The following is a 12,537-nucleotide window of genomic DNA, read 5'->3' as shown; positions in this document are numbered from 1 at the left end:
GCACTAAGTTCTTGAATTCTTGCACTCATATTCCGATGCTGTCATGCTCATTCGAGATGTAGCTTAATTGTTGTAAGCTATCACTTAAATTCGGCATGAGATCTATGAAAGACAAAATCGCATCCATCGAGCGTCAATCCATATCCGTTGGTATTGTAGCTAATTTCATCATGGCCCTTAGCGGCTGGGCGACGTTTTACTTGTCGGGCTCTCAAGCACTACTGCTTGACGGTAATATGTCGTTTATTCTGTTTTTATCTTCAATCGTTGCTCTTAAAATATCGGCAATCAAAACCATTCGATCTGAAAAATTTCCTTTCGGACTCTATGTGACGGAAGCCTTGTATTCATTAATGAAGGGGTTACTTCTTCTGGGAGTGATCATATCTGCGCTTACGTCTAATGGCAGTAAAGTGTTCCAATATCTAGAAGGCCAGTCGATTAACCTAATTAAAACCGGACCTATTGCCTACTACGCCGTTGCGATGGTTACTATATGTTTGGGGCTTTCTGCGTTTTATCACGTTCAGAATAAGCGGATTAATATGAGTAGTTCTATGCTCAAAGTTGATCAAAAAGCCTCAATGATAGATGGGATGCTATCCGCTTCTACGGGGGCTGTGTTGGTGCTCATTGGCTACGTAGAAGCTGGATCATCTCTTGATTTCTTACTTTATATTGGTGATGCGTTATTGGTATTGCTACTCGCCATTTGTATGATCGGTCAACCCATTGGAATTATCAAAGAAGCATTTATTGAGCTTGCTGGTGGTAAGCTACAAGACTCGGTGAAGCATAAATCCATTGAAGACAGAGTTAACATGAAGCTGAAACAGCTAGATCTTAGCTCTGAGACACTCAATATTGGCAAAACAGGCAGCAGTTATTTGGTAATTGTTAGCCTATCTTTGGATAAATTAAAGGACAAAGACAGCGAATCCGTGATGGGATTAAAGCACACATTAATGACCGAATTGTCCGGTGAATTTACGTTTGTTGATGTCGAGTTAGTACTCGTATAGTTGACTATTGTTGTAGGTCAAAACTACAAATATGACGTTATAAAAGAGAACCTAATTGGCAGATAATCTGCCAATTAGGTTCTTTTTTTTTGGTTGTTTTTCAGCCGACTTTCAACGTTATTCAAATTTAGTCGAAAAAATGCATAGAGTACTAATCATTTATTAGATAGCGATAAAAGCCGTATATCTGACGAAAATAGCAATGATCGCTGTATTATTGAACTAATATGGGTTTTTTATCTCGTTATTTTCTGATTGTTAGAGGTTATGGGCTGGTGGTAATCTGTTTTTTTTTGATAAATGATTTGAACATTAACTAATTGTTCGGCTAATCTATAAGGACATTTTGGAGAAAGGAAGCTCAACATGAAATTTAAATTAGGTTCGATCATTTTGTTAATGGCAACGGCCACGCAAGCAAACGCAAGTGAATGTGGTGACGTTACTATCGCAGATATGAACTGGAGTTCTGCTAGTCTTATCGCAAATGTCGACCAATTTATTCTGACTCACGGTTACGGATGTGACGCTGAACTGATTCCTGGCGATACGATGCCAACCGGTACTTCAATGATCGAAAAAGGCCAACCGGATGTTGCGCCTGAGCTTTGGAGTAACGCTCTGAAAGATGCACTTGATAAAGGTGTAAGTGAAAAACGTCTTCGCTATGCAGGTAAGTCACTTGTTAATGGCGGTGAAGAAGGTTTCTGGGTTCCTGGTTACCTAGTTGAAAAATACCCTGAAATCGCAACGATTGAAGGCGTACGTAAACACGCTAAATTGTTTAAACACCCAGAAGATCCAGATACCTCTGCATTCTACAGCTGTCCAGCTGGTTGGAACTGTCAAATCAGTGCCGGTAACCTGTACAAAGCGCTTGAACTAGAAAGTGCTGGTTTCAGTATTGTTGACCCAGGTTCAAGTGCAGGTCTATCTGGTTCAATCGCTAAAGCTTATGGCCGTGAAGAAGCATGGTTTGGCTACTACTGGGCTCCTACCGCTGTATTGGGTAAATACAAGATGGTTAAAGTTGATTTTGGTAGCGGTGTTGATACCGAAGAATTCCTGAATTGTACCAGTAAAGAAGATTGTGACTCGCCAAAAGCGACCATGTACCCACCATCACCAGTTCATACTATTACGACTGAGAAATTTGCTGTACGTGCACCAGAAGCATACGAGTACTTCACTAAGCGTGGTTTTACTAACGCGAAAATGAACGAACTATTAGCATGGATGGAAGATAACCAAGCTGATGGCGAAGAAGCGATGCAATATTTCTTAACTGAGTTCCCTGAAATTTGGCACCCGTGGGTATCAAAAGAAGTGGCAATGAAAGTTGATGCGGCTCTTTAGTCGATACCATTAGATAGCACAGTCTATTCATAATTGCAGTAACGCCACGGAATGTGGCGTTTAATTTAGGTATCAAGTTTTAAGCATGGCTTGCTACAAAGGGATATAAAAATGGCTGACAGTAATTGGTTAACGAGCTTTCCAGAAATGGAACGCGCAGATTTAAGGGCAATAAAAAAAGCGTTAGATGGAGGGTATCGAGAGTTTTCCCGTGAATATGGTGAAATGATCGAGTCTTTCTTTGACCCTCTTCTTTCCTTCCTCGTTTGGTTTGAAAAACTACTCATCTCTACCCCTTGGTTCATTGTACTCATCATCTGTACGGTGCTTGTGTATTTAGCAAGTCGTTCTTGGAAGCTTGCACTGGGTTGTGTCGGTTCATTATTGATGATCGGATACTTTGGTATGTGGGAAGATACCATGCGAACCTTAAGTATTATTACTGTGTGTACCATGGTTTCCATTGTGCTCGGAATCCCAATTGGCATCGCGATGGCCCGCTCTAATCGGGTGCAGTCCATTGTCACGCCTATGCTTGATATCATGCAAACCATGCCTGCGTTCGTTTACCTTATCCCGGTTGTTATGCTGCTTGGTATCGGTAAAATTCCAGGATTGATTGCGGTTGTTATTTACGCCATTCCACCTGTTATTCGTTTGACCAACTTAGGTATTCGTTTAGTTGATAAAGAAGTACTCGAAGCGGCCACCGCTTTTGGTGCCAATAAAGGCCAACGCTTATGGGGCGTGCAGTTACCATTGGCTATGCCAACGATCATGGCAGGTATCAACCAAACCATCATGATGGCGCTTTCTATGGTTGTTATAGCGTCAATGATCGGTGTTAAAGGATTGGGCCAACCGGTACTTAAATCTATTACCAATCAATATTTCACCCTAGGGCTGATGAATGGCTTTGCCATTGTCGCGCTGGCTATATTGTTCGACCGAGCATCACAAGCTTACGCAAAACGTACCAATGCTCATCTAGGAGATTTCAAACATGACTAAGCCGTTGATTGAAATTAGTGGTCTGTATAAAGTTTTTGGCCGCAAACCTAAAGAAGTGATGAAGCGCGTTAAAGCGGGTGAAACTAAAGACCAAATTCTAGCGGAAACCGATCATACCGTCGGTCTTAAAGACATTAACCTGTCGATAGAGAAAGGTGAAATTTTCGTAATCATGGGGCTGTCTGGCTCTGGTAAGTCGACACTTATCCGTCACTTTAACCGTTTGATTGACCCGACAGAGGGGAAAATCATGGTTGAGGGCATTGATGTGATGAGCCTGAATACGAAGGAGCTGGAAGAGTTTAGACGTAATAAAATGTCGATGGTATTCCAACGCTTTGGCTTGATGCCACACCGTACTGTGATCGAAAACGTCGCTTATGGCCTTGAAATTAAGGGTATGCCAAAAGACGAAAGACTGGCAAAAGCGAATGAGTGGCTTGAAACGGTAGGGCTCAATGGCTATGGCTCTCAATATCCAGCACAGCTTTCTGGCGGTCAGCAACAACGTGTAGGGTTAAGCCGTGCATTATGTACTGATGCGGAAATTCTACTGATGGATGAAGCGTTTTCTGCTCTTGATCCACTGATCCGTAGTGAGATGCAAGATCAGCTTATTGAACTGCAAGAAAAACTGCACAAGACCATTGTATTCATTACTCACGATCTTGATGAAGCGCTTCGTATTGGCGACCGAATTGCCATACTAAAAGATGGGCTTCTTGTTCAACAAGGCACGCCGCATGAAATTTTGCTTAACCCAGCCGATGATTATGTAGAAGCGTTTGTAAAAGACGTAAACCGAGCTAGAGCACTAACAGTAGAAACGGTGATGAAGCCACCTGCGTTGCGTATTACTGCCGAAACTATCGAAGGTGCACTTGCCGAGATGAAGAAATCGAAGCATGACTACGGTTATCATGTTACCGACGAAGGTTACCAAGGCTTAGTGACTCAAGAAAGCCTGCAAGATGCGGTTGAAGATGTCACCGTTCACGATTTCAGTGATGATATCTATGAAGAAGTACCGGCTGTATTACCTGATGCTGTTATTGAAGAGATCATTCCTGAAACCATGTCTTCAGATTATTCACTTCCAGTAGTCGATGAAGACGGCAACCTCAAAGGTGAGCTTGAACGAAGCGCAGTTGCTGATATCTTTACCGAGGGCAGTGAAGAGCCTGAAGTAAAGAATGAAATAGAGCAAGAAGTGAACCAAGAAGCAAAGGCGGTCGATAAAGCCTCTTAAAGCAACGGACACTTGTAAAGGCACTTAAATTTTAAACTGGTTTCTATTGGTTGAAGTTGAGTGCCTTTTTTGATCTTGGAATCTGCTAGAAACTCACTCCTCACAGCACCTTAGCTCTTGTTCATTAGAAGATAGCGGCGATGACGACATCCTGCTGAGTCACATTAATTGTGTGCAATTGTCTGAATATCATGTTCGAATGCCCGTTAACGGATTATTTGTATTTACGTATTCAAGTTCAGGCTTGTGTATCTCTAAGGGAAGAGGAGATTGGTATTGAAAAGATTAACTGCACTCATGACAGGTCAGTCTGGAGTCTATTTTGTTATTAATGGATTAACGGCATTGGCTTTTGCATTTCTAATGCCAATCATGAGCTTGTTCTTGGTGACATCGTTAAAAACCGAACCTATGTTTATCGGCCTATATACCGCTACGGTATCTTTGATGACGATCTTCATAAGCCAAAAACTGACTGGTATGATCGACAAAGGGGTATCGAGCAAAAAACTATTCCTACTTTCTTTGTCTGGCATAGTTGCCGCGTCTTTTGGGTTTTCTCTTGCGACAGAGTTTTGGCATGCACTGGTTGTTGGTGCGTTTCTTATGCCGTTTGCTTCGTCATCCATTCCGTTGATTTTAACCATGATTCGAAACTATGCAGATTCGACCGGAAAAGACAGCGCGAAAATTAACTCTCAAATGCGCTCTTCTGTTTCTTTACTGTGGATTTTTGGTCCTCCTCTTGCGTTCTTTTCCGTTGATACTTTTGGGTTTGATACCAACTTTTACCTCTCAATGGCCATTGCAAGTATCGTGATGGTTATCGTGGCCATAAAGCTTGAAGTTGAAAATAAACAAAGCCCAGCAGAACAAGAAAAAAAAACGTCGCAACAAAGAAAAATACCAAGCACTATCCCAAAAGAAGTGTGGGTGTTGTGCCTAATTATGATGATTGCCAATATGGCAAACGCAATTTATATCAACTCGATGCCGCTATTTATTACCAATGATTTGAAATTTCCTACATCTTATCCGGGTCTTATGCTTGGTATTACTGCTGCAATTGAAATCCCGGTGATGTTGCTCGCGGTTCAATGGTCAAAGCGTTGGGGCAAAACCGGTGTTATGAAGCTGGGCTTTGTCTCAGCGGCGGCGTTTTATATTGGTATGTTCTTTGCTGAAACCATGCCGGTTTTATTGGCGTTGCAGCTTCTAAATGGAATGTTTTTTGGTGTGTTTGTTGGGTTGGGTATTACCATTGTTCAAGATTATGCGCCGAACAGTATCGGCAGAGCTTCGGCTTTATACACCAACGCAATGCTTATCGGTACTATGCTAGGTACAAGTTCAATGGGCTTGATTTCTCAGTATTATGGCTTTAAAGCACCATTGCTGTTGAGCTTTGTTGCCGTGATCTGTGCCGGTGTTGGTATGTGGGCTCATGAAGCTAACTTGTCTAAGCAGAACAAGAAGCTGGCATCTGACGCGAGATAGCATTTGATGATTAAAATAAAGCAAATGATTAAAGGAAAAAAGTGCCGTGATAGCGTCGCCTTATAAAACAGCCTTATATACATTTTTGGCTCTATTGGCGTTTGCCGGAAACTCCGTCCTTTGCCGCTTAGCGCTGGGGAACGAGCAAATCGATGCCGCCAGTTTTACTGCTATTCGCTTATTGTCAGGAGTATTAGTGCTGTTTTGTCTGTTGGCGGTGGCTGGTCGTTCAAAGCCTTTAAAGTCCTCACCATCGCAACGAGGAAGTTGGTGGTCTGGCTTCATGTTGTTTGGCTACGCGATTACGTTTTCTTTTGCTTACGTCACGCTAGAAACGGGAATTGGCGCTTTGATTTTGTTTGGCGCTGTGCAAATTACTATGATTGTCGCCAGCCTGGTTAGCGGCGATAGGCTGCATAAATTAGAGTGGGCTGGAATGGTAGTCGCATTCGTCGGATTCATCTACTTGGTGTTGCCGACATTATCCACTCCATCATGGTTAGGCTTTGTTTTGATGACAATCTCAGGGATGGCTTGGGCGTTTTACACATTAGCAGGTCGTGGTTCGGTGAACCCTTTGCAAGACACCGGATTTAATTTCCTTCGCACCATTCCTTTGGTTATCTTGTTATTGGTTGCCAGTGCGTACAACGCAAACTTAACCCTTAATGGGCTCGTACTTGCCGCGTTGTCTGGCGGAGTGGCCTCTGGGATCGGATATACGCTCTGGTATAGCGCGTTGAAAGGGATGTCGACCACTCAGGCGGCAGTCGTCCAATTGTTGGTGCCGGTGATTGCAGCTATCGGCGGCGTTGTGTTTGTCGACGAGCCTTTTTCTTTGCGCTTAATGATTTCCTCAGCCTTGGTCCTGGGGGGTATTCTAACGGTGGTCTTGAGCAAGCATCGGTTTACTAACTCGACGTCGGCCTAGATAAGGTAGATTATCTTGCGATATTCTTGATTGAAATCATGATTTAATTTCAGGAAATCTCATCCTTAAAGATCAATTATGCCTATACTTTCAATACTGAACCCACAAAACAGGCGTAGAAATGCCCCTGATCGTAACCGTATTCACCTCCTTGATTGCTATGTTGCTAATGCTGACAAGCTTATCTGCGTTGGCTTTGGAACGGCTCACGTATTTGACGGAAGAGTACCCACCATACAATTATTTTGAGAACGGTGGACTCCAAGGGATCTCGATCGACCTGCTGCTTGCTGCGTCAAAATCTGTCGGTAGCCCCTTGGAAAAAGATCAGATTCGGTTACAGCCTTGGCCTAGAGGGTATCGTTCTATTCTGACAGACAAAGACACAGTGCTGTTTGCAATGGCAAGGACCCCACAAAGAGAAGATAAATTCAAATGGGCAGGCCCGATAGGGGATACTCGAATTGTGGTCATCGCCAAGAAAAGTGCACGAGTTAAGATTACCCAAGGGCAAGATCTGGCGAAATACAGCATTGGGGTGATCTCCGATGATGTCGGCCACCAATTGGTGCTAAAGGCAGGAGCAAATGACAAGAACATTGAACGCATCACGACAGCCGCCTCGTTAGCTAAAATGCTCGATTTTGGACGCATTGATCTGTGGGCTTACGAAGAAAATGTTGCGATGTGGACAATGGCGAAAGTGGGAATTGATAAAGAAAGTTTTGAAGTGGTCTACGTGCTTAAAAACCTGTCGATGTACTATGGATTTAACGTAAACACCGACGATAAGTACATAAGAAAACTGCAACGTGGATTGGATCTCATCAAACAAAGAAATGACGATGACACAAGCGAGTACGAAAAAATAATGCAACGTTATTTGGGGCAATAAGCGTCATCTTACTCTCTAAATTTTCTGTATTTAGCGGTTATTTGCTTTTAACTTCTCAGTTTGTCATGCATTTTCCTTGATCGGCTAATTTTTGTCCTACTATGTTTACTCTTCGTAGCAAATGGAATCGCCATGAAATTTAGCCACCGAATCAAAGTGTACCAAGCCTACATGAAAGCCCTTAAGCTTGCGGCTGTTGTTATCCCCATGCCCAAACCCATTTTGTTTCTTGGTAGCGATTCTTCGTTAGAGTTGTGCCAAGCGATGGCTCATGTTGGTAAGCGTAAGGTGCTGATTGTCACCGATAGTATGTTAGCTGAACTCGGGTTACTCGATGACATTGTTCAGACACTGAACCAGTATGGCGTGGAAACGGTTATTTTTGATGGAGTATTGCCAGATCCAACTTATGATCAAGTTGAAAAAGGACTGAGTATCTATCAAACACACGGGTGTGATGGGGTCTTGGCGGTGGGCGGGGGATCGCCCATTGATGCAGGTAAAGTCATTGCCGCCCGTGTGACTAATTCTAAATCAATTCGTAGATTAGCGGGGCTATTTAGAGTTTGGCGAACGCCCGCATCACTGTTTGTGATTCCTACGACCGCCGGTACTGGATCAGAAGTGACGATTGCCGCAGTAGTCTCCGACCCGCTTAGCCATCAAAAAACACCAATCATTGACCCCAAATTAGTGCCTATGATGGCAGCACTGGATGCCAAATTAATGCTGGGCTTACCTGCTCACGTTACGGCCGCAACCGGAATGGATGCACTGACTCATGCTATTGAGGCCTACATTTCGCGCAATGCCAGCCAAGAAACCAATTGCTATGCGATGGCGGCGATCAAACTTATTATGCAAAACCTAGAAAAAGCCGTTGAAGAGGGCTGTAACTTACAAGCAAGGCAGAATATGGCTTTAGCTTCTTATTATGCTGGGCTGGCTTTTACCAAGGCGAGTTTAGGGTACGTGCATGCGATTTCTCATAATGTTGGCGCTCAGTATGGAACACCTCACGGGTTAGCCAATGCCATTGTACTGCCCTATGTTCTTGATCATTCAAAGGGAGCGGTTGCCGATAAACTGGCAGAGATAGCCGTGATGTCTGGTTTAGAGGTTTCGGGGGCGGCCGAGATAAAGGCTGATAGGTTGATTGAGCATATTCGAGGCATGCTCGACCGGATGGGAATACCTCAAAACCTGACGGATATTCAACAAAGTGATGTCCCCAATTTAGCGAAAGCTGCACTTAAAGAAGCACATTGGAACTACCCAGTGCCGCTTTACATGGATCAAGACGAATGTGAGCGTCTTATCAATAAAGTGGCCGGGAATTAGCTAGCACTTTTAAAGGGCGAAACCTTCCAGCCGTTAAACTTCGAAACAGACTTGGTTTCTGCCTCTCGCTTTGGCTCTATATAAGGCTTTATCGGCCCGATAGAAAGTACGTTGCGTGTTTTCGCCATCACGATGGTTGGTGACGCCAACGCTCACCGTAAGACCACGTTCACCAAGAATCTCGTGCCAACCGAATTGGAAAATGCGTTCGCGGTAGTTCTCTGCATGAAGCATCGCCTGATCAACGTTGGTATTCTCTAAAATGACCAAAAATTCTTCGCCACCAAAGCGCACACATGATGCGCCTCTGAAACGGAAGTGAGAGGATAATTCATGAGAAACGTTGACGATTGCTTTATCACCAACGAGGTGGCTTAACTCATCATTGATGGATTTGAAATGGTCGATATCAATAACCAACAAAGCAAAAGGCGTTTCGTGCAATAGAAGGTCTTTCAGCTTTACATCCAACCAACGACGGTTGTGTAAGTTGGTGAGAGGGTCGGTAAACACATCTTGTTGTAGTTTGGCTACGGTGTCTTTTTGGGTTTCTGTCGTCTCTTTGAGTTCGCGGTTTTCTTGTTCTGACATGATCAATTTCAGTTGCAGTTCAAAGCGAGACAACCTGCGTAATTGGAAACCTGCCAAGTCACTGATAGGGATATTTTTGATAAGATCTGAATTGATTCGAAACGCGCGTTTTTCAAAGTGTAGTGCTTGTTTATAGTCATTTTGAGCGGCAGAAACATCGCTCAATGAATCAAACAGGCTTTTCAGTAAGACTGGCGAGTTGGTGGACTTAATTCTATGTACGGCTGACGACAAGGTGTATTCGGCTAAGTCGGTTCGGCCAATGCCATTTAGGCTGCGTGCCAGTTCAAGCCGCATCATATTAGATAACCACAGGGCGCTAGTATTGTTTAACGAATAACGAGCTTTAGCTAGTGTGATGAGGGCTTCGTGATAGAGTTTTTGTTTACGCTGAATACGGGCGTGGTAAAGAATAATTTGCCCGGCTAAAATCTTGTCACTGACTAGGATACTCAACTCTTCACACTCGTTGAGCAATTCGTCAGCGTTAGTGAGGCGCCCTAATGAAATCAAACAGGCGACGAGGTATAATTTGTAGCGTAGCCTCAAAGACCGGCTGGTTATCGCATGGTCAATACCATCAATTTTCTGGTAATACTTAAGCGCACGGGAGAAATCGCCGTAAGCATCACATAAATTGCCCATTCCGAGTACTGCGGTAGCGTAAAAATCGATGCTGCCAAATTCTACCGACAGTGACGACAGTTCAACAAACTCTTTAAGTGCTAACGCGTAGTCACCATTATCAAACAGCCTGTCGCCTAATGTCGCTTTGATATTGAGTATGTCTTCAAGGCCGTCTGGTAAGGCAAGTAAGTTAAGCGCTTCACGAAGCTCATCAATACTGGCTTTGGGCTGTTTTAACTTTGCTCTGTATTCGGAACTGATTAAAAAACAGTGGGAGCGCTCTTGGTTCGTGGTGGCGATGTGCTGCCTTACGTGATCCCAAAATATGATGGCGTTCTCACCTTTCACCGAGGCTGGGTCAAGACCTGCTTCGGAAACTTTACTTAGTAGTGCTTCCATTGCCTAGCTCCAGTGGTTGGTCATCTAATTGATCGATGGTGTATGGGAAAGTCAGAATATCGTGTAAAGAAAGAGCAGGCGCGTCGCCTTTCAGTCCTTTTCTTTCCCAAGGGTAAGAGGTCATCATCTGTTGCAGAATGTCGAACACGCGGCGGGCGCCCTCGTCTTTTTCTGAAATGATCATACCAAGACGCTCTTGATCCAGTTGTGAAATAAGGTCATCTCGGCCACAAAAACAATGCGCTAATTCGATAGATACTTCTAGGAAGTTATTATCTGGGTGACGAATAATGATCACGGCATGGTTGGATTTTTTCAGTTCTGATTTATATAAAACCAGTTGTTCCCACCAGTAGGTTTCAGAAACGGCATTGGAGAAACGCTTCTCACGGTTGAACTCCATGTATCCACGAATTCGGTTGATGAGTTTTCTTGCGCGTTGTTCAAGCTGGCGTTTTGAGCCTCTGGCTTTATCCATTCCAATTCGGTTTGTCTGCTCTTTTTGCATAATGATGGAATAGCGTCGGTATTTTTTAAACGCCTGCAATGCGAGTTCGAAATCTTGGCTTTCTTCTGCCACAACCGATTGCTGGAAACAAATTTGTGAAAGTAATTCGCCGTTGTCAAAAGGCTTGGCTGCTTCTTCAGCTTTTTTGAGAATGTCGCTTGCTGAGTCAAAGTTTTTGCGAATCAGTTCCAGCCGAGCACGGCTAATAAATGAATGTGCTTTCATCCATTTTAAGTCGTTCTCAACGGCTAAGGTGTGTGCTTCTAACGTTGCCGCTTCAGCGTCTTCTAGGCGCTCTAGGCCAATTAAAGCAAGGCCTCGGAAGTCTAGGATCTCTGCGCGCCAAGTTGGGTCTTGGTGGTATTTGAGTGCTTCTTCTGCACCATCGAGAACCGATAGCATTTCGACGTAATTATTAAGTAGGTAGTAGTCCCAAGAAAGTAATATCCGAGCCTTACCCTCTAGCCAGTCGATGCGGGCGTTGTTGGCAACTTTAACCGCTAATTCGTGAGTTGATTTAGCAAGGTGAACATCACCAGTAATCCGCCAAACATTGCCTAACCCAATTAAGGATTCAATTTCAATTGTTGATTCGCCCACCAACGCGGACTGCTCTAGGGCATTAATCCAAAATTGCTGAGCAGAATAGTATTTGGCTTGTCCCCAATACTGTAGAGCGTGGACATGGAGGATTTCAGGGAGGTAGTTGTCGTTGTCTTCGCGGGACTGAATCGTATGTGCGAGCTTGATGGATTTCATACCTTTTCGGTAATCCATCTGGCTCCAATAGCAGCGAGCAATAACGATGTGTGCTTGGATTTCACCCTCGTGGTAAAGAATTTGTTCTGCACGAAGTAAACACTGTTGAGCCATAGGCAAAACATTGTATGAGTCTGATTCGACCCGAGCTTTAAGTTGTTCTAGCTCATTTTCTATGACGATTTGGGCTTTATCCAAAGTGCAATCCAAGTGGCTGAGTTATTTACTATTAACACATTTATTATAGGCCAGCAAAACACGATGTGGCACTAGTAATATAATGATCATAGCCGCATTTTCTTGAATCGTTACGAGACTTTATATTGGTTTAAATCATAAAGTAGGCCAATT

Annotated in this window: 10 protein-coding genes; 8 read left to right on the top strand and 2 right to left on the bottom strand. The window is 43.7% G+C overall.

Features of this window, described 5'->3' with window-relative positions; translation table 11 throughout:
- The first annotated feature begins 104 nt into the window (after window positions 1-104).
- The 8 genes from QWZ04_RS16070 (at window position 105) to QWZ04_RS16035 (ending at window position 9,302) form a co-directional block, all read left to right on the top strand.
- Window positions 105-1,022 (top strand): cation efflux transmembrane domain-containing protein, encoded by a 918-nt coding sequence (locus tag QWZ04_RS16070; protein ID WP_290329274.1) that lies wholly within the window; start codon window positions 105-107, stop codon window positions 1,020-1,022.
- A gap of 366 nt (window positions 1,023-1,388) precedes the next feature.
- Window positions 1,389-2,378 (top strand): ABC transporter substrate-binding protein, encoded by a 990-nt coding sequence (locus tag QWZ04_RS16065; protein ID WP_290329273.1) that lies wholly within the window; start codon window positions 1,389-1,391, stop codon window positions 2,376-2,378.
- Between the two features lie 111 nt (window positions 2,379-2,489).
- Window positions 2,490-3,389, top strand: a complete 900-nt coding sequence (locus QWZ04_RS16060; protein WP_290329272.1) for an ABC transporter permease — start codon at window positions 2,490-2,492, stop codon at window positions 3,387-3,389.
- The gene (locus tag QWZ04_RS16055) at window positions 3,382-4,638 is read left to right on the top strand and encodes a quaternary amine ABC transporter ATP-binding protein (RefSeq protein WP_290329271.1); all 1,257 of its coding nucleotides are present in this window, start codon (window positions 3,382-3,384) and stop codon (window positions 4,636-4,638) included. The genes QWZ04_RS16060 and QWZ04_RS16055 overlap by 8 nt, the downstream gene beginning before the upstream one ends.
- A gap of 276 nt (window positions 4,639-4,914) precedes the next feature.
- Complete coding sequence (locus tag QWZ04_RS16050) at window positions 4,915-6,135, top strand: sugar efflux transporter (RefSeq protein ID WP_290329270.1); 1,221 nt, start codon at window positions 4,915-4,917, stop codon at window positions 6,133-6,135.
- Window positions 6,136-6,181: 46 nt separating this feature from the next.
- On the top strand, window positions 6,182-7,066 hold the full coding sequence (locus QWZ04_RS16045) for a DMT family transporter (RefSeq protein WP_290329269.1): 885 nt from the start codon (window positions 6,182-6,184) through the stop codon (window positions 7,064-7,066).
- 121 nt (window positions 7,067-7,187) lie between these two features.
- The gene (locus tag QWZ04_RS16040; RefSeq protein ID WP_290329268.1) at window positions 7,188-7,961 is read left to right on the top strand and encodes a substrate-binding periplasmic protein; all 774 of its coding nucleotides are present in this window, start codon (window positions 7,188-7,190) and stop codon (window positions 7,959-7,961) included.
- A 132-nt stretch (window positions 7,962-8,093) separates the two neighbouring features.
- Window positions 8,094-9,302 carry an iron-containing alcohol dehydrogenase gene (locus QWZ04_RS16035; protein ID WP_290329267.1) on the top strand — a complete coding sequence of 403 codons (1,209 nt, stop codon included), beginning with the start codon at window positions 8,094-8,096 and terminating at the stop codon, window positions 9,300-9,302.
- Between the two features lie 33 nt (window positions 9,303-9,335).
- Here the strand turns inward: QWZ04_RS16035 and QWZ04_RS16030 are convergent, their stop codons facing one another.
- Complete coding sequence (locus tag QWZ04_RS16030; RefSeq protein WP_290329266.1) at window positions 9,336-10,919, bottom strand: diguanylate cyclase; 1,584 nt, start codon at window positions 10,917-10,919, stop codon at window positions 9,336-9,338.
- A complete protein-coding gene (locus tag QWZ04_RS16025) occupies window positions 10,900-12,384 on the bottom strand; it encodes a tetratricopeptide repeat protein (protein WP_290329265.1) in 1,485 nt (494 codons plus the stop codon). Before QWZ04_RS16025 ends, QWZ04_RS16030 begins: the two co-directional genes overlap by 20 nt.
- Window positions 12,385-12,537: the final 153 nt, after the last annotated feature.

This window comes from Vibrio tapetis subsp. quintayensis (assembly GCF_030409945.1).
GTDB classification, from domain to species: domain Bacteria; phylum Pseudomonadota; class Gammaproteobacteria; order Enterobacterales; family Vibrionaceae; genus Vibrio; species Vibrio quintayensis.
This window is presented reverse-complemented; position numbering and strand designations above follow the sequence as displayed.